Below are 19,809 nucleotides of genomic sequence, written 5' to 3'. Positions count from 1 at the left end.
GCCGGCCGGCGGGGCCGGTGCCCGCGGGGGCGCGGAAGGAGCGTCGCGATCATGAACGAGGAGACGGGCCACGTCACCGGAACCAAGGACAAGGACTACAACCTGCTCTGGTACGTCGAGGCCTGCCTGAGCAACGCGCTGCGCATGGAGACCTACCTGAAGGACGCCGAGCGGGAGGGCGACGACGAGGTCGTGGAGCTGTTCAGCAAGGCGCAGGCCGACAGCCGCAAGGGCGCCGAGCTGGGCAAGCGGCTGCTCGCCGCCCGCCTGGGCGGCAGGGGCACCGGTACCACGGGTACCAGCGACACCGCGGGTGCCGGCGACACCACGGCCCCGGGCACCGACACGGGCACCGGTGAGGGCACTGCCTGGGTCCCCGGCGAAGTCGGCGCCACCGGTGGCGCCCCGGCGCCCCCCGGCGACCCGGGCGCCCTGCCCCAGGACCCGGGGACTCCGTAGCCGCCCCACCAGGCCGGGCCCGGGGCGCCGGACGCACCGGGCCCGACCGGTGCCCGCCGATCCGCCGGTTGGGTGTCGTGATTCCGGGTGAACGGGCGCGGCGCGTCGGTACGGTGGGCCGCCAACCGTCGCCGCGGACGGCTAGGACGGGGGGATGCGTCCTCTTCCCCTGACCGCGCTCCTCGCGGTTCCGCTAGTCCTCCTCCCCGCCGCCGTCCCCGCACAGGGGGCCCAGGCCGCCCGTCCCTGGCCCCTCGGAGCCGCTGCGCCCGACGGTTCGACGGAGCCGCTGCCCGAGTACCGGTACACCGGGGCCGGGTTCGACGCCTGCTCGGCCCCGCCGGTGGAGGCCCTGTACGTCTGGCGCGTCGCCTCGCCGTACGGCGCGGTGAACATCTACAGCAGCGGCGGCCAGCGCGGCTGCGAGCAGCCCCGGCTGACGCCGCAGTGGGTCGCCACCGTCCGGGCGATGGGCTGGAAGCTGGTGCCCACGCACGTCGGGCTGCAGGCACCCTGCGCCCAGCGCCCGGACAAGCCGCTGCGGATCGACCCGGACCGGGCCGAGGAGCAGGGCGGCGCGGAGGCGGGCGAGGCCGCGGCGGCGCTGGGGGAGCTGGGCCTGGGGCCGGGCAGCCCGGTGTACCTCGACATCGAGGCCTACCCGGTGGGCGACCCGGTCTGCAGCCGGGCGGTGGTCGACTTCACCGTCGGCTGGACCAGGGGCCTGCGGGCGGCCGGCTACCGGTCGGGCTTCTACTCCAGCACGGACTCCGGCATCGCGGACCTGGTCGCCGCCGCCCGCTCCGGCCGCGCCCCGCTGCCCGACGCGCTCTGGTACGCCCGCTGGGACGGGCGCCCCACCGTCAGCGGACAGGCCGGGCTGCCCGACGACCTGTGGGCCGGCCACCGCATCCACCAGTACCGCGGCAGCGCCGACGAGACGTACGGCGGGGTGACGCTCAGCGTCGACCCCGACGCCCTGGACGGACTGGTGGCGGGCGGCTGAGCGGTGCGGATCTCGCCACAGCGGGCGCGCGTCAGCGCTCCGGCCGTTCCGCCAGCGCGGGCAGGACCTTGTCCAGGGAGATCGGCAGGTCCCGCACGCGCACGCCGCAGGCGTGCCACACCGCGTTCGACACCGCGGCGGCCGTGCCGACGATGCCGATCTCCCCGATGCCCTTGGACCCCACGGCGTTGACGTGGGGGTCGTGCTCGGCGAGCCAGTGGGCCTCGATCGTGCCGACGTCCGCGTTGGCCGCGATGTGGTACTCGGCGAAGTCGTGGTTGACGACGTGACCGGTGCGGGGGTCGAGCACGCTCTTCTCGTGCAGGGCCATGGACAGCCCCATCGTCATCCCGCCGACGAACTGTGACCGCGCCGTGCGCGGGTTGATGATCCGGCCCGCGGCGAACACGCCCAGCAGGCGCGGCACGCGCACCTCCCCGGTGTCCAGGTGGACGTGCGCCTCGGCGAACTGCGCCCCGAAGGCGTGCATCGCGTGGCGCTCGTCGGGCGGCCCGACGGTGCCGGACGCCTCGGCCCCGTCCGGCGGCTCGCTCCCGTACCTGGCGCGGAAGGCGCCCGCTGCCTCGACCACGGCCGAGCCCCAGGTCGTCATGCCGGAGGAACCCCCGGCCACCGAGGCCATCGGGTAGTCGGTGTCGCCGATCCGCACCTCCACCCGGTCCACCGGTACGCCGAGGGCGTCCGCGGCGATCTGCGCCAGCGTGGTCCACGTACCGGTGCCGAGGTCGGCCGCGCCGATCTCGGCGACGTAGCGCTCCCCCTCCCGCCGGACCGTCGCCGTCGACTTCGGCATGCGGCTGACCGGGTAGGTGGAGGCGGCGACGCCCGTGCCGACGAGCCAGTCGCCGCGACGGCGCACGCCGGGCCGCGGATCGCGCCGCGACCAGTCGAACCGCGCGGCGCCCTCCCGCAGGCACCCGACCAGATTGCGGCTGGAGAAGGGCTTGCCCGAACCGGGCTCGACGCCGGGCTCGTTGCGGATCCGCAGTTCGACCGGGTCCATCCCCAGGCGCTCGGCCAGCTCGTCCATGGCCACCTCGGGGCCGAACATGCCGGGACACTCGCCGGGGGCGCGCATCCAGGACGGCACCGGGACGTCGAGGGCGGCGAGGCGGTGGGTGGTCCGCCGGTTCGGCGAGGCGTACATCATCCGCGCGGGGACACCGCTCTGCTCGGCGAACTCCTTGATGCGCGAGGTCAGTTCGACGACGTCGATGGCGACGGCGGTGAGCCTGCCGGTGCGGTCCGCAGCGAGGCGACAGCGCTGGATGGTCGGCGTGCGGTAGCCGGTCAGGGAGAACATCTGCTGTCGGGTCAGGGCCAGCCGCACCGGCCTGCCGGGCACCGCGCGGGCGGCCATCGCGGCCAGGACCACGTTGACGTGCGGCTGCCCCTTGGACCCGAACCCGCCGCCGACGTACGGGCAGACGACCCGCACCCGCGCCTCGTCGAGGCCGAACACCGACGCCAGGACGGCCCGGGTCGAATGGACGCCCTGGGTGGAGTCCCACAGGGTGAGGAGGCCGTCACCCGCCGGCTCCCACAACGCCGCCGTGGCGTGCGGCTCCATCGGGTTGTTGTGGTACATCGCGGTCGTGTACGTCTCCTCGACGCTCACCTCCGCGGCCGCCATCGCGGCGTCGACGTCGCCCTCGGCGGTGTCGGTGGGGAAGTCCGGGTTCACCGTCTCCGGCGCGTACAGGTCCTCACGGTCGGCCCGCAGCTCGGCGTCGTGCTCCTGCTGCGCGTACTCGACCCGCACCAGAGCCGCCGCCTGCCGCGCCACCTCGGAGCTGTCGGCGACGACCAGCGCGACGACCTGGCCCCGGAAGGCGACCTCCTCACCCTGCAGGGCCGCCAGCTCCCGGTCCTCGGTGGACGCCAGCCGCTCGGCCGTGCCGGGGGTGAGCACCGCGACCACACCGTCGAGGGCTTCGGCGGCCGCGGTGTCCAGCGCCGTGACGCGGCCCCGGGCGATGGTGGCCTGGACGGCGTGCAGGTGGGCGGCGTTCACCAACGGCGTCTCGTGGGCGTAGGTGGCGGTGCCCAGGACCTTGACGGCGCCGTCCCGGCGGGGCAGGTCGCGGCCGACGGCTCGGGGTTCGCTCGGGAACGTCATCGGGGATCCTCTCCGACCAGGTCGCGCAGGGTGGCGGTCAGGGTGCGGCGCAGCAGCGGGATCTTGAAGGCGTTGCCGCCGTCCAGCCCCTCGGCCGGCCGGGCGTCGGCGAGTTCCGCGTCCGCCGCGGTCCGGTAGCTCCGGTCCGACGCGGAGGAGCCCCGCAGCGCCTCCTCGGCCCGGTGGGCGCGCCACGGGACGTGCGCGACGCCGCCGAACGCGATCCGCGCGTCCACGATCACGCCGTCCTCGACCTCGACCGCCGCGGCCACGCTGACCAGGGCGAACGCGTACGAGGCGCGGTCACGCACCTTGCGGTAGGCCGATCGGCGGGCGATCGGCCGCGCCGGCAGGTCGATCGCGGTGATCAGCTCACCGTGTTCGAGCACCGTGTCGCGCTCGGGAGCGTCGCCGGGCAGCCGGTGCAGGTCGACGAAGGGGATCGTGCGCTCGCCGGCCGGGCCCAGCGTCCGCACCCGGGCGTCGAGCGCGGCCATCGCCACGGCCAGGTCGGACGGGTGGACCGCGAGGCAGTGCTCGGACGCGCCGAGGATCGCGTGGTGCCGGGTCCACCCTCCGACCGCGGAACAGCCCGAGCCCGGCTCCCGCTTGTTGCACGGTGTCGTGACGTCCTGGAAGTAGACGCAGCGGGTCCGTTGCAGCGGATTGCCCCCGACGGTGGCCATGTTGCGCAACTGCCCCGACGCGCCCGACAACAGCGCCTGCGACAGCACCGGGAAGCGCTCGCGCACCCGCGGGTCGGCGGCGAGTTCGCTGTTGCCGACACCCGCGCCGATCCTGAGGGTGCCGTCGCCGAGCTCCTCGATCTCCGCGGGCAGCACACCGGCGAGGCCGACGACCAGAGCGGGTTCGACGATGCCGAGCTTGAGGTGGTCCACCAGGTTCGTACCGCCGCCGAGGAACACCGCGTCCGGGTTCCCGGCGACGCTGCGCACGGCGTCCGCGGCGTCCGCGGGCCGGAGGTAGTCGAAGGGCTTCACCCGGTCACCCCCGGGCCGGTCGGCCGCCCGGCCGGGGACGCCCCGGCCGCCCGCAGCACCGCGGTCACGATGTTGACGTAGGCCCCGCAGCGGCACAGGTTGCCGCTCATCCGCTCGGCCACCTCGGCACGGTCCAGCCGCGGCGCCCCCGGGCCTTCGGTGGCGGCACTCGGCCAGCCCATCGCGAACTCGTCCAGCACCCCGACCGCGGAGACCACCTGCCCCGGAGTGCAGTAGCCGCACTGGAGCGCGTCGCAGTCGATGAAGGCCCGCTGCACCGGATGGAGGCCGCCGTCGGCCTGCTGTTCGCCGGCGGTGGTCGGCTCGGCGGTGGTCGGCTCGGCGGCGAGTCCTTCGGCGGTGACCACCTCGGCGCCGTCCTGGGTGACCGCGAGCGTGAGGCAGCCCAGCACGCGCCGCCCGCCGGACAGCACCGTGCAGGCGCCGCACTGTCCGTGGTCGCAGCCCTTCTTGGGGCTGGTGATCCCGAGTCGTTCCCGCAGCGCGTCGAGCAGCGTCGTGCGCGTGTCGACGGTCAGCCGACGCGCGGTGCCGTCGACCTGAACGGTGATTTCCCTCTGCATCGCACGACAGTCCCCTGCCCCGGCCACGCCCACACGGCACATGGCGCCGCGTCACACCGGTGGCAGCAGGACGGTGGCGCAGCGACAGGGGCCGGGGCGTCGTCGAGGCGGGCGCCATCAGGTGGTCCGATCACCCGTCCACTACGATGATCGTTTGCTCAGGGCCGGCCGACCGGAGGAAGGGTGGCGCCGGCGACGCCGCCGGAGAGGGTGTGACCGGAGCGGTGGGACGGCAGCTGCGCTCCCCGTCCGGCGCCTGACCACGGCCGCACGCACGAGAACCGAACGGGGAAAGGTCGACAGACATGACCACACAGACCGGCAGCGTCACCGAACAGTCTTCGGCGGACCCCGCCGACCGCGCGTCGTCGCGGCGGCGCCTGCTGCGGATCGGAGCCGGAGTCGTGGGCGGCGGTGCCCTGCTCGGGGCCGCGGCCGGGGGCGGGATGCTCGCGGGCTGGCTACCCGGCGGGGTGACGCTGAAGAAGGCGCTGGGGATGACCGGGACGGACGGCACGGTGCCGGACGCGGCACCAGGACCCGTGCACGTCGAACAGGTGCGCTCGACGGCGCGGAACCGGGAGGTCACGATGGTGATCATGCTCCCGCCCGGCGCCGCGGCGAGTACGAACCTGCCGGTCTGCGTCCTGCTGCACGGGCGCGGGAGCGACGCGAACGGCATGGTGGCGCTCGGGGTGCCGCAGTTCCTGGCGGCCGCGGTCAGGGACGGCGTGCCGCCGTTCGCCGTCGTCGCGGTGGACGGCGGGGACGCCACGTACTGGCACCAGCAGGCCCCTGGCGGTGACGACCCGCAGGCGATGCTCCGCGAGGAACTCCCCGGCTGGCTGCACGCCCGCCAACTGCCCACGCCGCGCGCCGCGATGGGGATCTCGATGGGCGGCTCGGGTGCCCTGCAGTACGCCGTCGGACGCACCCTGGCCGGCCGCAACCTGGACGCCGTGGCACTCCTCAGCCCGGCCGTCTTCCGCACCTGGGCGGACGCCCGCACCACCGGCGGGTACGCCGACGAGGCGGACTGGAAGGCCCACGAGCCGACGCTCCGGCTGGACCAGGCGCAGGTCGGCACCCTCGGCGTGTGGTGCGGTCAGGAGGACCCGTTCTGCCCCGCCGCCCGCCAGGTCGCGCGACAGGTGCGGGCACGGGAGCAACGGTTCCCCGACGGGGAGCACACGGACGGCTTCTGGCGGCGGGTGCTGCCGGACGCGATGACCGTGCTGGGACGCGCGCTCACCACCACCTGAGCCGGCCCGCCGCCCCTCAGCCGTGAGCGGTGTGTCGGCCGACGCGGAAGGGCGGGCGGGGGACTGGCCGTCCCCCGCCCGCCTGGAACGGGTTCAGCGCCGGAACAGGCCGGTCAGCACGTCCCACCAGCTGCGCCGCTGGGCCGGGACGGTCGCCGCCGGGGCGGGGGCGGCGGCCTCCGCCGCCCGGGCGGCGAGCTCCCGCTCCTCCTCCGCCCGCTCCTCCTTCGCCCGCGCCCGCGTCGCCCGCTCCGCCTCCGCGACCGACTCCGGGTCCGGCTCGATCTCGTGCGCGGTGAACTCCACCGGCAGCGCGGTGAGATGGCGCGAGATCCAGGCCGAGGTCCAGGTCAACTCCTCCTCGGGGACGGCGAGTCGGAGGTCCGGCAGCAGGGTGAGCAGGATGTCGATCCCGGCCTCGGCGATGTGCCGGCCGATGTCCTGCCCGGGGCACTCGTGCGGCCCGGCGCCGAAGGACAGGTGCGAGCGGTTGCCGTACAGCGGGGTGGACAGATCGGGCCGGACCACCGGGTCGACGTTGCCCGCCGCGAGGCCGAGCAGCAGGAAGTCGCCGGCCTTGATCTGCTGTCCGCCGAGCTCGGTGTCGGCGGTCGCGCAGCGTCCGGCCACCAGGGACATCGGCGGGGAGTCCCAGAGCACCTGGTCCAGCGCCTCGCCCAGGGTCATCTGGCCGCCGGAGAGGTGGGCGCGGAAGCGCGGGTCGGTGAGCACCATCTTCAGCGAGTCGGCGATCAGGTTGACGGTGCTCTCGTTGGCGGCCAGCAGCACCGCCCGCAGGTGCTCCATCACCTCGTCGTCGGTCAGCTCGGCCGGGTGGGCGAGCAGTCGGCTGGTGAGGTCGTCGCCGGGGCTTTCGTGCTTGATCGCGATGGTGCGGCGCAGGCTCGCCACCACGTACTCGTTGCTGGCCACCGCCGTCTCGGTGCCCTTCACCAAGTCCCGGGCGGCGTCGACGAGTTGCGGCCCGTACTCGTCCGGCATGCCGAGCAGCTTGGTCATCACCAGCATCGGCAGGTGCTCGGCGAACTGGGTGATCAGCTCGGCCTGGCCGGTCGGCCCGAACAGCTGGACCAGGTCGGTGGTGAAGCGGCGGACGTGGCGGCGGATGCCGCGCCGGTCGAAGCCGTTCAGCCCGTCCAGCAGGGCGTTCCGCAGCCGGCGGTGCTCCTCGCCGTCGGCGAACACGCAGATCGGCTGCCAGGCGACCACCGGCAGCAGTGGGGAGTCGGGCGGGATCTCGTTGTTGCGGAAGGCGCTCCACAGCCGCGAGTCGCGGGAGAACAGCGAGGGGGTGCGCAGCGCGGTGATGTTGGCGGCGTGGCCGAGGATCAGCCAGGCCCGGTGGTCGCCGTGCAGCAGCACCGGGGCGACGTCGCCGTACTCGGCGCGCAGCTTCTCGTACAGGCCCGCCGGGTCGGCCTCGGCCTCCGGGCCGTACAGCCGGCGCAGGCCGCCGGGGCCGATCGGCTCGACGACGTGCCGGTGGGCGGGGCAGCCGGGCGGTGGGACGGGGGCGGCGGCGCCGTCGGGGAACGGGGTGGTCACAGGGTCTCCGGTCGTTCGGAAGAGGTGCGAAGGGCTCAGCCGGCGGGCGGCGCGGCCAGTTCGTAGAGGTAGTGCATGAGCGTCATCAGGGTGTCCCGGCTGGATTCGCGGCTGCGCGCGTCGCAGGCGACGATCGGCACCTCGGGCGGCAGGTCGAGCGCCTGGCGCAGCTCGTCGAGCGGGTAGGTCGGCGCCTCGGGGAAGCCGTTGACGGCGACCACGAAGGGCACGCCGCGGTCCTCGAGCCGTCCGATCACCTCGAAGCTGACCTCCAGCCGGCGGGTGTCCACCAGCACCACCGCGCCGAGCGCGCCCTCGAACAGGCCGTTCCAGAGGAACCAGAACCGCTCCTGGCCGGGGGTGCCGAAGACGTACAGCACGAGCCTGTCGCTGATGCTGATCCGGCCGAAGTCCATGGCCACCGTGGTGGAGGTCTTGCGTTCGACCCCGGTCGGGTCGTCCACGCCGACCCCGGCCTGGGTCATGGTCTCCTCGGTGGTCAGCGGGCGGATCTCGCTCACCGCGCCGACCAGCGTGGTCTTGCCGACGCCGAAGCCGCCGACGATCACCACCTTGACCGCCGTGGTGACGGTGTCGGGCAGCAGGTCCGCGCTCGCCGGTCCGACGACCGTGTCAGAGCCGCTGAAGTCCATGGATCACCGCCTCCAACAGGGCACGGTCGGGGAGTTCCGCCGCCGGTACGGCGGCGCGGGCCTCGATCCGCCCGTCGTCGAGCAGGTCCGCCAGCAGGACGGTGACCACGCTCGTGGGCAGTTCGAGGTAGGCGGAGACCTCCGCCACCGAGAGCGGCGAGCGGCACAGCCGCAGGATCGCCGCGTGCTCGGGCTGCATGGCGGGGGTCGGTTCCGCGAGGGAGACGATCAGGGTGACCAGGTCGAAGACGCCCGGCCCGGAGGGGCCGCTGCGGCCGCGGGTGATCACGTACAGGCGATCGGGCTCGGGTCCGTCCCAGCCGCCCTGCTCGGCGGTCATGTCACTGCCTCACTGTGCTCGTTCATGTGCCCGCCCGGGCGGGGACCGTGGTCGGGCGGTTCATGCGACCACCTCGGGGTTGCGCGGCGGGGCGGACAGGTGCTCGCCGATCCGGTCCACCAGGTCGCGCATCTGGTGGCTGACCAGCCCGGCGTCCACGCCCTCGTCGGCGAGCACCGCGAGGTAGGCGCGGTCACCGGCCGACATCAGGTAGAAGTAGCCGCCGTCCACCTCGATGACGACCAGCTTCATCGCGCCGTTGCCGTGCGGGAACTCGTGCCCGACGGCGGCGGCCAGGCTCTGCAGTCCGGCGCAGGCGGCGGCCAGCCGGTCGGCGGTGTCCGGGTCGGCGCCGTACTGGGCGATCCGCAGGCCGTCGGCGGAGAGCACGATGACGTGGCGCACGTACGGGACGCTGTGTGCGAGGTCGTTGAGGATCCAGTCCATGTTGCTGCGGTGCGGAATCACTGCTCGCCTTTCCCTGCCGTCTCTTCACTGGTCTGTCCGGCGCTGTTCGGTGCGGTGCTGCTGGTTCCTGCGGCGCCCGTCTCGCCCGTGCCGGCGCTGCCGGTGCCCTTGTAGCCCTCCATGAACGCCTCCAGCCACAGGCCGGGCTGCTTCTTGGGCCGGGCCGACGGGGCGGCCGGTCCCGCCGCGGGTCCGGCGGTCGGGCCGTTGGGCTGGGCGGTGCCGCGGGCGGGCGCGGAGAAGACGGCCCGGCCGGTCGGCCGGCTGCGGCGGCGCTGCGGCAGGCCGTTGGCGGTGCGCTCGGTGACGATCACCTCGTCGTCCCCGGCGCCGGGGCCGGATTCCCCCCACGGGTTGGTCGAGCCGTAGGACGGCCCGACGCCGGCGGACTTCCCCAGCCCGGTGGACGCTCCGAGCCCGCCGGACGACCCGGCGCCGGCCGAGGCGGTCCGGGCGCCCCAGGGCCGGGCGGGGGCCGCGTGCCGGGGCGGGTTCGCCGGGAGCGGCCGCGGGCCGGAGAAGGCGCCGATGCCGTGCGCCCGCCCGGTCGGGGGAGCGGTGGTGAGCAGCTCCTGGGGCACCACCAGGACCGCCCGCACACCGCCGTACGCGGAGCGGCGCAGCGACACCTGGAAGCCGTACGCCTGGCAGAGCCGGCCGAGGATGGCGAAGCCCAGCCGGGGGGACTCGGTGAGGTCGTCGAAGTCCTTGGAGACCATGGCCTCGCGCATCGAGCGCTCGGCCCGGGCGCGCGCCTCGTCGGTGAGCCCGAGGCCGCCGTCCTCGACCTCGATCGCGATCCCGCTCTGCACCTCGGAGGCGCTCAGGTGGACGTGGGTGTGCGGCGGGGAGTAGCGGGTGGCGTTGTCGAGCAGCTCGGCCACGGCGTGGATCAGGGGTTCGACGGCCGGTCCGATGACCGAGATCTGGGTCACCGGGTGGAGGTCGACCCGCTGGTACTCGAGGATCCGGGACATTCCGCCGCGCAGCACGCTGTAGAGGGCGATCGGGCGGGTCCACTGGCGGCCGGGCCGGGCGCCGGAGAGGACGGCGATGGAGTCGGCGAGGCGGCCGACCAGGGCGTTGCCGTGGTCGAGGCGCAGCAGGTCGTCGAAGACCGCCGGGTCGTTGCCGTGCCGGTCCTCCATCTCCCGCAGGTCCTTGGCCTGGCGGTGGATGATCGCCTGGACCCGGCGGGCCAGGTTGACGAAGGCGCGCTCGGCGGAGTCGCGCCGGCTGACCTCGTCGTCGACGGCCTGGGCGATGCCGCGCACCACCAGCTCCAGCGCGTGGCGGAACTTCCGTGACAGCAGCGGGTTCGGGCGCTGGAAGGGCTGGAGCAGCACGTCGATGGACGAGCCGTAGCGGGCGCCGCCGACCAGTCGGCGCAGCTCGCCGGCGGCCATCCGCCCGATCTCGTCCTCCTGGGCGGCCAGCCTGCGCTGCAACTCGTCGGTCCGCCGGGCGTGTTCGTCGCGCAGCTCGGCCAGGGCGCGGCCGCGGCGGGCGGACTCGGCGGCGACCACGGCGACCAGCACGGTGGCCGTCGCCCCGCACCACAGCACCTGGGCCCGGGCTCCGGCCGACACCACCACCGCGGCGACCGCCACCGCCGCCGCCGTCACGGCCGTGGGCAGTATCCAGCCGAGCAGGGGCGCGAGGCGCCGTCCGGCGGGTGACGATCCAGCTCGAAGCATTCGGCATCCTCAAACGATCGGAACGGAACGGGGACGGGCGACGACCGGCTCCGGAGGCGTGCTGCAGCATAACCAAGTTCAGGACATCCTGACCGAAACTCAAAACTACTGTGCGTCAACCGACTTGTGGCAACTTGCCGGACATGCCCGACATCTCGCACGCCGGTCGCAGTCCAGGTCGGCACCGCCCGGCCACCAAGGCTTCTCGCCCGGACGCCCCCGCGCCGGGAACCCGGTCAGGATTCGCCCGTGTGAAGGGTTTCCGGCCCAAGTCGCCACGCGCGGAGGCGAGTTCGTGCTAGGGGCGGTCCCGTCACTCGTGTGGGGGGTGCTGTGGGCCGTTTAGCAACAAATGTTGCTCACGAAGGCAATCTCTGTTGACACTTAGCGCGCCCGCTTCCTAGAGTGCGGGGTCATGGACGTGAACGATCTCGGTCGTCGAGTGGCGGCGGACGTGGCCGGTGGTGGCGGCCTGGACGGCCTGCAGCGGCTCTCGGGGGTGATCGAGGCCCTGGAGGAACGGCGCACCGACCTGGTGGAGGAACTGCGGCGCGGCCGGGAGGCGACCTGGGAGGAGATCGGCCGGGCCTGCGGGATGACCAGGCAGGGCGCGACCAGGCGCTGGTCCGGCCGGCTGCGGGCCCGCTCCTTCGGCCTCGCGGCCGCCTCCTACCAGCACGGCCGGCCCGGCTACCCGCAGGCGCTGCTCGGCTCGGCGGTGCCCCGCGAGGCCCGCCGGGTGCTCGATCTGGGCGCCGGGACGGGCCAGTTGACCGGACTGCTGGTCGACGCCGGACTGGACGTGGTCGCGGTGGAACCCGACCAGGGCATGCGCGACCGGCTCGCCGCCGCCGTGCCCAGGGCGGCGGTGCGGGCCGGCTCCGCCGAGCACATCCCGCTGCCCGACGCCAGCGTGGACGCGGTGGTGGTGGCCCAGGCCTGGCACTGGTTCGACCAGGCGGCGGCCGTACCGGAGATCGCCCGGGTGCTCGCCCCCGGCGGGACCCTCGCCCTGGTCTGGAACGTCCGGGACGAGACCGAGCCCTGGGCCGCCGCCCTCGGCGCACTGATGCACCGCTGCGACCGTCAGCAGATCGACACCGCACCCGTCCTGCCCGCCCCGTTCGGTGCGCCCGAGCGGCTGGAGATCCGCTGGGAACACCCCACCACCCCGGCCGGGATCATCGACATGGTGGCCTCCCGCAGCTACGTCATCGCCCTGCCCGAGACCGACCGCGCCCGCCTGCTGGCCGACGTCGAGCACCTGCTCGCCACCCACCCCGGCCTGGCCGGCCGGGAGGAGATCGCCATGCCCTACCTGACCAGGTGCACCCGTGTCCGCCTCGGCTGAGCCCGCCGTCCTGGTCCGCCGCCTCGGCATCGCGGACGCCGAACCGTACCGGGCCTTCCGGCTCACCGCCCTGCGCGAGACGCCGAGCGCCTTCACCTCCGGCTACGCCGAGGAACGCGCCAAGCCGATGGCCGACACGATCCAGCGGTTGGCCGGGGCCGAACACGGCCCGGGCGCCCTGCTCGGCGCCTTCGACCCGGACGGCACCCTGGTCGGGACCGCCGGACTGCGGGTGAAGCAGCGCGGCCAGGAGCGCCACAAGGCCACCCTGTACGGCATGGCGGTGGCCCGCGCGGCCGGCGGCCGGGGGATCGGCCGCACCCTGGTCGACCGGGTGCTCGCCGTCGCCGCCGAGGACGGGCAACTGCAGCAGGTGCTGCTGACCGTCTCCGAGGGCAACGAACCGGCCCTGCGGCTCTACACCGCCTGCGGCTTCGAGGTGTGGGGCCGCGAACCCCGGGCCGTCCTGGTGGACGGGCAGGCCGTCGCCAAGCTGCACCTGGTGCGGCTGCTGCCGGCGCCGACGGTCTGACAATTGTCATGGTGCGGGGGTGTGGCAGCACACTGCCGCCCGCCCCCGCCCGGCGGCCACGATGAGTCCATGACCTCCACCGACCTGCACCACCCCGACAACCGCCGGGCCTTCCGCACCGTACGGCGACTCGTGCTCGCCTACCTCGGCCTCAGCGCGCTCACGCTGGTGGCCGCCTTCGCCCTCCGCGACCACACCGACCTCATCACCCCGGCGGTGTGGGTCCGCGGCACCATCGTCCTGGCCGGCGCCACCGTCGCCCTGCTGCTCACCGTCCGCGCCGCCCGCGGCTCCCGCGGCGCCTTCCGGCGGCTGCGGATCGTCTCCGGCGCCATGCTGGTCGCGATCGCGGCGATCATCGCCGTGCCGGGGGTCTTCCCGGTCTGGATGAAGATCGAACAGGGCCTGTGCGGCCTCGCCCTGCTGGGGGTGGCCGTGCTGATCAACGGACGGCAGCTGCGTACGCTGTTCGCCCAGCCCTGAGGAGGGACACAGGAGTGACCGACCTCGACCGCGAGCACACGCCGGCCTCCGCCCACCGCTGGGCGGGCGGCTGGCGGCGGATCCTGCTGGGCACCGGGATGCTGGTCTTCCCGGCGCTCACCGCCGTGGCCGTGAGCGCCGACGTCGTCGGGTCCGCGGCGGTCGCCGGGTACGCCGTGGTCATCGCGTTCTGCCTCTGCTACGTGCTCCTCGCGCTGGCCCTCGGAACCGGGCGGCGGAGCTTCGTCAAACCGCTGCTGGCGGTGATGACCGCGCTGTTCCTGGCCTCGCTGCCGTTCGCCCACGCCGACGCCTTCTACCTGGCCACCGTGGTCGTCTCCGTGGTCGCGGTGCTGTGCCGGAGGCACACCCTCCCGGCGGTGGCCGCCGGCACGCTCGCCGCCCTGCTGGTGCCCTGGGCGGTGCCCGCCTGGCACACCGGACCCGGCGGATTCCAAGCGCTGGCCCTGCTGTTCACCTCGCTCACCTGCGGAGCCTTCGCGGAGATCGCCGCCACCAACCAGGCCCTGGTCGCCGCCCGGGCGGAGGTCGCGCGCCTCGCTTCCGAGGCCGAGCGCAACCGGATCGCCCGCGACCTGCACGACCTGCTCGGCCACTCGCTCACCGCGATCACCGTCAAGTCCCGCCTCGCCCAACGACTCGCGGCCAAGGACCCGGACCAGGCGGTGGCGGAGATGACGGCCGTGGAGTCGCTCTCCCGCCAGGCCCTGGCCGACGTGCGCGCCGCCGTCACCGGCTACCGCGAGGTCACCCTGGCCGGCGAACTCGCCCGCGGCCGCGAACTGCTGCGCGCCGCCGGGGTGGTGGCCGACCTGCCCAAGGCGGCCGACGCGGTCGGACCGGAACACCGCGAACTGTTCGGCTGGGTGGTGCGCGAGGGCCTCACCAACGTCGTCCGGCACGCCCGGGCGACGCGCTGCTCGGTGCTGCTGACCGCCACCTCGGTGGAGATCCGCGACGACGGCCCGGGCAGCGCCGGGCTCGGCCCCGTCGGTACCGGCAAGGGGCTGACCGGGCTGCGGGAACGGGTCGCGGCGGCGGGCGGTACGGTCGAGGCCGGCCCGCTCGACCCGCGCGGCTGGCGACTGCTGGTCACCGTCCGGGACCCCGACCCCCGCCCCGAAGGGACGACATGACGATCCGCCTGCTGCTCGCGGAGGACCAGGAGCTGGTCCGCACCGCACTGCGCGCCCTGCTCGACCTGGAGGACGACTTCGAGGTGGTCGCCGCGGTCGGACGCGGCGACCAGGTGGTCGAGGCCGCCCGCGAGCACCGGCCGGACGTCGCCCTGCTGGACATCGAGATGCCCGGACTCGACGGCCTGGCGGCCGCCGCCGTCCTCGCCCAACAGGCGCCCGACTGCCGGGTGGTCATCCTCACCACCTTCGGCCGCGCCGGCTACCTGCGCCGCGCCATGGAGGCCGGAGCGCTCGGCTTCGTGGTCAAGGACGCCCCGGCCGAGGTGCTCGCCGACGCCATCCGCCGGGTCGCGGCCGGGGAGCGGGTGGTCGACCCGGAACTCGCCGCCGCCACCCTCGCCGCGGGCGCCTCCCCGCTCACCGCCCGCGAACGCGACGTCCTCGACGCCTCCCGCTCCGGCGCCGGAGTCGCCGAGATCGCCGCGAAGCTCTACCTCTCCGAGGGCACCGTCCGCAACTACTTCTCCTCCGCCATCGCCAAGACCGGCACCCGCAACCGCACCGAGGCCCTCCGCACCGCCGACGAGCGCGGCTGGCTGTAAGGCGTCTCGACAGCGGCTCGACACCGGCCCGGACCGCGGGCGGGCCCGGGGACGCGCGGGGAAATCGACTGGTCGTGGTGGACGGGGCGAGCCAGACTCCATGGCCATGGACGGCACCATCGCACAGCGGGTCAGTGAGCTCGACGCGGATTCGACCGAAGTGGCCGAGGACGCCCAGTACGCGCTGATCGCCAGGGGTCCCGAGGTGCTGGACGAGGTGATGGCGGCAACGCCCGGTCTGGGGAGGTTCGGGCAGCTCTGCGCCATCGAGGTCTTCACCGCGCTGAACGACCCGCGGCCGGCGGACGTGCTGATCGGCCTGCTGGTCAGCGACTGCGACACCGTGCGCCAGTGGGCCGCCGAAGCCCTGGCGAAGCTGGGGATCCGGCGTGCCGTGCCGGCCCTGCGACGAGCCCACGAAGCCTTCCGGCGACGAGGTGAGGCCCCCGACCACAGCGAGGGAGCGGCGCTTCGCCGGTCACTGACCGCGCTCGGGGCCCGCGAGCCGGTACTCCCGGCCCGGGCCGCCGCGCTGCGGGCCGCGTCGGCGGACCCGGACCCGGTATGGCCGACGGTTCACCTCGCCGAAGCCATCGAGGACCTCGCGGTCCACGGCCAGGCGGTGCTCGATTTCCAGGTGTGGCAGCGGCGCGGCGACGGGACCTTCGGATACCACCCGGGTCCGGGCATCGACTGGGACGTCGACCGGCGGAAGCCCTGGGCCGAGATCGTGGCCCACTGCCGGGACTGGGCCCTGCTGGCCGCCGAAGCCACCGACCGGGCTCCCGACCTGGTGGCGGCGATCGACTGGATCGACGCCTCGGACCTGTGAGGGCCGCCCCGGTGGGGGACTCGAACGGGTTTTGGCCTCCGGTGAGCCGGTTAGACGCACGACGCCGAGGGAGCCAGGAGGCCCCGCGCGGGCGCTGGGCCCCGGCCGTCGGCGGAAGGATCCCGGAGGAGGAGGACATGACCGGCCCGCACAGCCAGGAGGACCGCGGCGAGCCGACGGTCCGCCGATTCGCGGCGGGCTCGTTCGCCGGGGTGTTCGCGGTGACGGCGGTGGTGCTCGCGGTGCTGGCCGCCGTCCTCCCCGTCGACGGCGTGACGACGGGCTTCTGCGCCCTGGCGGCCCTGCTGTTCGCGCTGCTCGCGGTCGGCACGACGGTCGAGCGGGTGGTCGTCCGCCGCCGGTCGGACCGCCCGCGGCACGGGGGAGGGCCACCGGTGCGAGACTCGTAGGGGGAAGGAGTGAAGGGCGGAACCATGACTGGGGACATCGGGATCGAAGCACTGGGTGACCACGAGTACCTCGTGAGCTTCCCCGCCGCCGGCGAAACGGTCCTCTCCCGCTTCCAGGCCACCGACGCGACCCTGGAAAAGCTGAGCCCGGCCCGCGCCGACGAGCAGCGGATCGTCGCGGAGACCGCCGTCTACCTGTCCGAACGCCAGCCGACGGCCGACCTCCCGCCGATGATCGACCTCGACGACGTCGCCGCGGCCTACGGCGACGACTACCTCGAGGAACTCGGACGTCGTCTCGCCACCCTGTGACTCAGCGTCGCCGTACGCCCGTTCGGCCGGTGGGCGGTCGCGGTTCGGCGGTCGGCCATGGCTGACGGGACGGGCGACAGCCGGGCCCAGGGGCCGGTGGTGTGGGCGCTGGCCGTACGCCAGGCGGCGCAGGGCCCGCCGGTCGCGGAGCTGATCGTGGAGGTCGGCGCGAACCTGCACGCCGACCTGGTGGAGGCCGCCGTCGACAGCGGCTTCACGGTCGCCGCCGGCGAGCCCCCGGCGACGACCGGCCTGATCGAGGTCGCGGACGGACGGGTGGAACGGCTGGTGCTGATCGGCGGCCGCCAGGGGTGGGAGCCGGGCTCACGGGTCGAGGTGTCGCCCCGCTGGCTGGCGGCGGCCGAGGGGCGGGGCGAGGCGGTGGTGGTCGTCGTGCCGCCGCAGGACCGGCCGGTCGGGCCGGGCGAGGAGGACCTCGGGGCGCGCGTCGAGACCTTCACCCGCTGGGTCGAGGAGCAGCGGCTGGCGGGCCGCGTCCTGCACGGGGCGGTGTCGGTGCGCGGCTGGGCGTGAACGAGGGCCGGGTCCGCTGCCCCACGCTGCCAGGCTCGCCGACCGGCGGGCAAGCGAATTCCGCGGACGAAGCACGGCGGAGGTTCCGGGCCCGGGCCGGTGTCGGGGAGGTCGGCGGGCACCTGTATGTTGATCAGTCACCGAGCCCGTCGCGGTCCGTCCGGGGGTGTTGACGCGCGGGTCCGGCCCGGACCGGCGCCCGTCCCGCGCGGGGCGGGCCGCTTTTGCCGGGGGGTCCGGAACGACCACGGCCCGGCGGCTGAACGGCCGCCCATCGTCCCGACGTTCCCGAAGGATCCCGCATGACCGTTCCCGTCCCGCCCGACAGCCCGCAGCCCGCGGAGGATCCGGCCGACGTCGACCCGTGGGCGCCGCCGGACCCGGGTGCGGGTGCGGCGCCGGGCCGGGGCGAACCCACGGTTCCCGCCCCGGCTCCTGTTCTCGGCGCGGCCCCTGGTCTCGGCGCGGCCCCCGTGCTCGGCGGGGCGCCCGGTCTCGGCGCGGCCCCCGGCGAGCGCCCGGCCGCGCCGTACTGGCCGCCGTACCCGGTACCGGCGCCGCCGCCCCGCAACGGCCTCGGCGTCGCGGCCATGGTGCTCGGGATCGTCGGTACCGCCCTCAGCCTGGCCGTCCTCCTGTTCTGGCTCTCCTGGCTGCCGGCCCTGCTCGCCCTGATCTTCGGGATCATCGGCCTGGGTCACGCGCGCAGGGGCGTGGCGACCAACCGGGGGATGGCGCTCGCGGGCGTCATCCTGGGCATCACGGGACTGGTCGTCTCGGTCGGCGCCGGGGTGTTCGTGGTGGCCCGGGTGAACGCGGTGAACGAGGAGCGCAGGGCCGAGGCGGACGCCGCGCGCCTTCGCGCCGAGAACGCGCAGCGGGCCGCGGAGGAACGGGCGGCGAAGGAGAGGGAGCGGCTCGAGGCCGCGCGGAAGAAGATCGAGGCCGAGCGGGAAGCGGCGGCCGCGGACGAGCGGGCCCGGCGCCTGGCGTTCGGCCAGTCCTACACCTACGCGGACGGGCTGAAGGTCACGATGGCGGCGCCCGAGCCGTACGTCCCGAGCGAGACCGTGTTCGAGGCGCCGAAGGACGCGACGATCGTCCAGGTGAGGATCACCGTCGTCAACACCGGATCCAAGGAGGTCTCGCTGTACGGATCGGGGCTGCCCTTCGTCCACGACGCCAAGGGCGGCCTCGTCACCTCGCTGATCGACGGGAGCGGCCGGATGAAGATCCTCAGCGGCTCGCTGGCCCCGGGTCAGGAGGCCACCGGGCTGTCCGCGTACGCCCTGCCGAACAATGCGGCCGACCCCTTCTCCGTCGAGTTCGACTACGGCAGCGGGCTGCAGCGCAAGAACGTCATCTGGACCGGCGCCCCCAGCTGACCCGGGGTCTCGGGTCCGGGGCCGGGGGGCGCGGCCTGACGACCGGTCGGGCGGTGGTGTGACCCGTCCGGCGCAGCGCGGCGCGCGGGGCGGCCGGGGTGCTGCGATCTTCGGAGGGCACCCGGCCGTGCCCGACCGCCGGGTCCCGTCGTCCCGAGACCGTGGAGGCCCGGATGTGGCAGGCTCCCCCCGCCCCCGTCAGCCGTGAGTGGCTTCCGGTGCTGGACATGCCGGCGCCCGGCCCGCAGAACCGGTGGACGGTGCTGCTGCGCGTCCTGCTGCTGATCCCGCAGTTCGTGGTGGTGTGGGTGCTGTCGGTGGTGGCGTTCTTCGTCACCGTCATCGGCTGGTTCGGCGCGCTGGTGCTCGGCCGGCTGCCCGGCTTCGTCGCGGACTACCTCTCCGCGTACCTCCCGTACGACACCCGGGTCACCGCGTACCTGATGCTCACCGTGGACCGCTACCCGCCGTTCCGGTTCCAGGCGCCCGAGTACCCGGTGCAGGTCGGGCTGCGCCCGGGTGAGCTGAACCGGCTCGCCGTGCTGTTCCGCATCGTCCTGGTCATCCCGGCGTCGATCGTGCAGGGCCTGGTGAACGCGGGCTGGTGGCTGGTGGCGGTCATCATCTGGCTGGTGGTGCTGATCCTCGGCCGGATGCCGCAGGCGCTGTACGAGGCGACCACGGCGATCCTGCGCTACCGGATGCGCTACCTGGCCTACCTGGTGATGCTCACCTCCGCCTACCCCAAGCGCCTGTTCGGCGAGGAGCCGGGCAGCGAGCCCGAGCCGGTCTCGGCCACCCGCCCGCTCGTCCTGAGCGGCGCCGGGCGCGGCCTGCTCGTGCTGTTCCTCATCCTGGGCGTGGTCTCCTGGGCGACGAGCTCCGTCACCGCCTCGGTGAACTCCGGCGACAACAACGACAACGACGACTACGGCAACCCGACCCAGCGCGTCATCGCCCCCCTCGTCCCGGGCCCGGGAGCCGTCCGGTAGTCGTGCGGTTCTCCTCGGCTCGACGGTCCGGGGCGCCGGA

The 19,809-nt window shown here is 74.5% G+C and carries 21 protein-coding genes and 1 pseudogene; 14 read left to right on the top strand and 8 right to left on the bottom strand.

The window, feature by feature from the left end; all coding sequences use genetic code 11:
- Positions 1-51 precede the first annotated feature (51 nt).
- Both O1G21_RS02445 and O1G21_RS02440 read left to right on the top strand, forming a co-directional pair.
- Positions 52-276: pseudogene (locus tag O1G21_RS02445) on the top strand (hypothetical protein); the annotation flags it as partial.
- Positions 277-613: 337 nt separating this feature from the next.
- Positions 614-1,465 carry a DUF1906 domain-containing protein gene (locus tag O1G21_RS02440; protein WP_270140323.1) on the top strand — a complete coding sequence of 284 codons (852 nt, stop codon included), beginning with the start codon at positions 614-616 and terminating at the stop codon, positions 1,463-1,465.
- Between the two features lie 31 nt (positions 1,466-1,496).
- Here O1G21_RS02440 and O1G21_RS02435 read toward each other — a convergent pair whose 3' ends face one another.
- From O1G21_RS02435 to O1G21_RS02425, 3 genes are read right to left on the bottom strand one after another with little or no spacing between them, the layout of a single operon-like run.
- On the bottom strand, positions 1,497-3,605 hold the full coding sequence (locus O1G21_RS02435; protein ID WP_270140321.1) for a xanthine dehydrogenase family protein molybdopterin-binding subunit: 2,109 nt from the start codon (positions 3,603-3,605) through the stop codon (positions 1,497-1,499).
- Positions 3,602-4,606 (bottom strand): FAD binding domain-containing protein, encoded by a 1,005-nt coding sequence (locus tag O1G21_RS02430; RefSeq protein WP_270140319.1) that lies wholly within the window; start codon positions 4,604-4,606, stop codon positions 3,602-3,604. Before O1G21_RS02430 ends, O1G21_RS02435 begins: the two co-directional genes overlap by 4 nt.
- Positions 4,603-5,190 carry a (2Fe-2S)-binding protein gene (locus O1G21_RS02425; RefSeq protein ID WP_270140317.1) on the bottom strand — a complete coding sequence of 196 codons (588 nt, stop codon included), beginning with the start codon at positions 5,188-5,190 and terminating at the stop codon, positions 4,603-4,605. Before O1G21_RS02425 ends, O1G21_RS02430 begins: the two co-directional genes overlap by 4 nt.
- A 305-nt stretch (positions 5,191-5,495) precedes the next feature.
- Here O1G21_RS02425 and O1G21_RS02420 point away from each other — a divergent pair, with 305 nt between their 5' ends.
- Positions 5,496-6,452: an alpha/beta hydrolase gene (locus tag O1G21_RS02420; protein ID WP_270140315.1), complete on the top strand. Its 957-nt coding sequence runs from the start codon at positions 5,496-5,498 to the stop codon at positions 6,450-6,452.
- Between the two features lie 93 nt (positions 6,453-6,545).
- Here the strand turns inward: O1G21_RS02420 and O1G21_RS02415 are convergent, their stop codons facing one another.
- Genes O1G21_RS02415 through O1G21_RS02395 form a run of 5 tightly spaced genes read right to left on the bottom strand, consistent with a single transcriptional unit; the run spans position 6,546 to position 11,176 of the window.
- Complete coding sequence (locus O1G21_RS02415; RefSeq protein WP_270140314.1) at positions 6,546-8,018, bottom strand: cytochrome P450; 1,473 nt, start codon at positions 8,016-8,018, stop codon at positions 6,546-6,548.
- 35 nt (positions 8,019-8,053) lie between these two features.
- Positions 8,054-8,671 (bottom strand): GTP-binding protein, encoded by a 618-nt coding sequence (locus O1G21_RS02410; RefSeq protein WP_270140312.1) that lies wholly within the window; start codon positions 8,669-8,671, stop codon positions 8,054-8,056.
- The gene (locus tag O1G21_RS02405) at positions 8,652-9,011 is read right to left on the bottom strand and encodes a DUF742 domain-containing protein (protein ID WP_270140310.1); all 360 of its coding nucleotides are present in this window, start codon (positions 9,009-9,011) and stop codon (positions 8,652-8,654) included. The genes O1G21_RS02410 and O1G21_RS02405 overlap by 20 nt, the downstream gene beginning before the upstream one ends.
- 60 nt (positions 9,012-9,071) lie before the next feature.
- Complete coding sequence (locus tag O1G21_RS02400; RefSeq protein ID WP_197698027.1) at positions 9,072-9,458, bottom strand: roadblock/LC7 domain-containing protein; 387 nt, start codon at positions 9,456-9,458, stop codon at positions 9,072-9,074.
- 17 nt (positions 9,459-9,475) lie between these two features.
- Positions 9,476-11,176 (bottom strand): ATP-binding protein, encoded by a 1,701-nt coding sequence (locus O1G21_RS02395; RefSeq protein ID WP_270140306.1) that lies wholly within the window; start codon positions 11,174-11,176, stop codon positions 9,476-9,478.
- A 415-nt stretch (positions 11,177-11,591) separates the two neighbouring features.
- On the opposite strand from O1G21_RS02395, the gene O1G21_RS02390 reads away from it, so the two are divergent.
- The 11 genes from O1G21_RS02390 (at position 11,592) to O1G21_RS02340 (ending at position 19,769) form a co-directional block, all read left to right on the top strand.
- Positions 11,592-12,527, top strand: a complete 936-nt coding sequence (locus O1G21_RS02390) for a class I SAM-dependent methyltransferase (protein WP_270140305.1) — start codon at positions 11,592-11,594, stop codon at positions 12,525-12,527.
- Entirely contained in the window at positions 12,511-13,059 is a 549-nt protein-coding gene (locus O1G21_RS02385; protein WP_270140303.1) for a GNAT family N-acetyltransferase, read from the top strand. The genes O1G21_RS02390 and O1G21_RS02385 overlap by 17 nt, the downstream gene beginning before the upstream one ends.
- Positions 13,060-13,128: 69 nt before the next feature.
- The gene (locus tag O1G21_RS02380; RefSeq protein WP_270140301.1) at positions 13,129-13,542 is read left to right on the top strand and encodes a hypothetical protein; all 414 of its coding nucleotides are present in this window, start codon (positions 13,129-13,131) and stop codon (positions 13,540-13,542) included.
- A gap of 14 nt (positions 13,543-13,556) precedes the next feature.
- On the top strand, positions 13,557-14,699 hold the full coding sequence (locus O1G21_RS02375) for a sensor histidine kinase (protein ID WP_270140300.1): 1,143 nt from the start codon (positions 13,557-13,559) through the stop codon (positions 14,697-14,699).
- Positions 14,696-15,304: a response regulator transcription factor gene (locus O1G21_RS02370; RefSeq protein WP_270140299.1), complete on the top strand. Its 609-nt coding sequence runs from the start codon at positions 14,696-14,698 to the stop codon at positions 15,302-15,304. Before O1G21_RS02375 ends, O1G21_RS02370 begins: the two co-directional genes overlap by 4 nt.
- A 106-nt stretch (positions 15,305-15,410) precedes the next feature.
- Entirely contained in the window at positions 15,411-16,136 is a 726-nt protein-coding gene (locus O1G21_RS02365; RefSeq protein ID WP_270140297.1) for a HEAT repeat domain-containing protein, read from the top strand.
- 137 nt (positions 16,137-16,273) lie between these two features.
- The gene (locus O1G21_RS02360) at positions 16,274-16,546 is read left to right on the top strand and encodes a hypothetical protein (RefSeq protein ID WP_270140296.1); all 273 of its coding nucleotides are present in this window, start codon (positions 16,274-16,276) and stop codon (positions 16,544-16,546) included.
- Between the two features lie 24 nt (positions 16,547-16,570).
- Complete coding sequence (locus O1G21_RS02355) at positions 16,571-16,858, top strand: hypothetical protein (protein ID WP_270140295.1); 288 nt, start codon at positions 16,571-16,573, stop codon at positions 16,856-16,858.
- A gap of 57 nt (positions 16,859-16,915) precedes the next feature.
- The gene (locus tag O1G21_RS02350; protein ID WP_270140294.1) at positions 16,916-17,392 is read left to right on the top strand and encodes a hypothetical protein; all 477 of its coding nucleotides are present in this window, start codon (positions 16,916-16,918) and stop codon (positions 17,390-17,392) included.
- A 302-nt stretch (positions 17,393-17,694) separates the two neighbouring features.
- Positions 17,695-18,777, top strand: coding sequence for a DUF4190 domain-containing protein (locus O1G21_RS02345; RefSeq protein WP_270140293.1), 1,083 nt, complete (start codon positions 17,695-17,697; stop codon positions 18,775-18,777).
- A gap of 173 nt (positions 18,778-18,950) precedes the next feature.
- Positions 18,951-19,769, top strand: a complete 819-nt coding sequence (locus O1G21_RS02340) for a DUF4389 domain-containing protein (RefSeq protein ID WP_270140291.1) — start codon at positions 18,951-18,953, stop codon at positions 19,767-19,769.
- The last annotated feature ends 40 nt before the right edge of the window (positions 19,770-19,809 follow it).

This window comes from Kitasatospora cathayae (assembly GCF_027627435.1).
Classification (GTDB): domain Bacteria; phylum Actinomycetota; class Actinomycetes; order Streptomycetales; family Streptomycetaceae; genus Kitasatospora; species Kitasatospora cathayae.
Note: the sequence above shows the minus strand (reverse complement) of the source record. Positions and strands in the feature narration are given on the sequence as shown.

What these genes read in the sequence shown, in the direction of transcription:
- O1G21_RS02440 (WP_270140323.1), top strand. Translation starts at nt 614, where the DNA reads ATGCGTCCTCTTCCCCTGACCGCGCTCCTCGCGGTTCCGCTAGTCCTC.
- O1G21_RS02435 (WP_270140321.1), bottom strand. Translation starts at nt 3,605, where the DNA reads ATGACGTTCCCGAGCGAACCCCGAGCCGTCGGCCGCGACCTGCCCCGC.
- O1G21_RS02425 (WP_270140317.1), bottom strand. Translation starts at nt 5,190, where the DNA reads ATGCAGAGGGAAATCACCGTTCAGGTCGACGGCACCGCGCGTCGGCTG.
- O1G21_RS02420 (WP_270140315.1), top strand. Translation starts at nt 5,496, where the DNA reads ATGACCACACAGACCGGCAGCGTCACCGAACAGTCTTCGGCGGACCCC.
- O1G21_RS02410 (WP_270140312.1), bottom strand. Translation starts at nt 8,671, where the DNA reads ATGGACTTCAGCGGCTCTGACACGGTCGTCGGACCGGCGAGCGCGGAC.
- O1G21_RS02405 (WP_270140310.1), bottom strand. Translation starts at nt 9,011, where the DNA reads ATGACCGCCGAGCAGGGCGGCTGGGACGGACCCGAGCCCGATCGCCTG.
- O1G21_RS02400 (WP_197698027.1), bottom strand. Translation starts at nt 9,458, where the DNA reads ATGGACTGGATCCTCAACGACCTCGCACACAGCGTCCCGTACGTGCGC.
- O1G21_RS02395 (WP_270140306.1), bottom strand. Translation starts at nt 11,176, where the DNA reads ATGCTTCGAGCTGGATCGTCACCCGCCGGACGGCGCCTCGCGCCCCTG.
- O1G21_RS02390 (WP_270140305.1), top strand. Translation starts at nt 11,592, where the DNA reads ATGGACGTGAACGATCTCGGTCGTCGAGTGGCGGCGGACGTGGCCGGT.
- O1G21_RS02380 (WP_270140301.1), top strand. Translation starts at nt 13,129, where the DNA reads ATGACCTCCACCGACCTGCACCACCCCGACAACCGCCGGGCCTTCCGC.
- O1G21_RS02370 (WP_270140299.1), top strand. Translation starts at nt 14,696, where the DNA reads ATGACGATCCGCCTGCTGCTCGCGGAGGACCAGGAGCTGGTCCGCACC.
- O1G21_RS02365 (WP_270140297.1), top strand. Translation starts at nt 15,411, where the DNA reads ATGGACGGCACCATCGCACAGCGGGTCAGTGAGCTCGACGCGGATTCG.
- O1G21_RS02360 (WP_270140296.1), top strand. Translation starts at nt 16,274, where the DNA reads ATGACCGGCCCGCACAGCCAGGAGGACCGCGGCGAGCCGACGGTCCGC.
- O1G21_RS02355 (WP_270140295.1), top strand. Translation starts at nt 16,571, where the DNA reads ATGACTGGGGACATCGGGATCGAAGCACTGGGTGACCACGAGTACCTC.
- O1G21_RS02350 (WP_270140294.1), top strand. Translation starts at nt 16,916, where the DNA reads ATGGCTGACGGGACGGGCGACAGCCGGGCCCAGGGGCCGGTGGTGTGG.
- O1G21_RS02345 (WP_270140293.1), top strand. Translation starts at nt 17,695, where the DNA reads ATGACCGTTCCCGTCCCGCCCGACAGCCCGCAGCCCGCGGAGGATCCG.
- O1G21_RS02340 (WP_270140291.1), top strand. Translation starts at nt 18,951, where the DNA reads ATGTGGCAGGCTCCCCCCGCCCCCGTCAGCCGTGAGTGGCTTCCGGTG.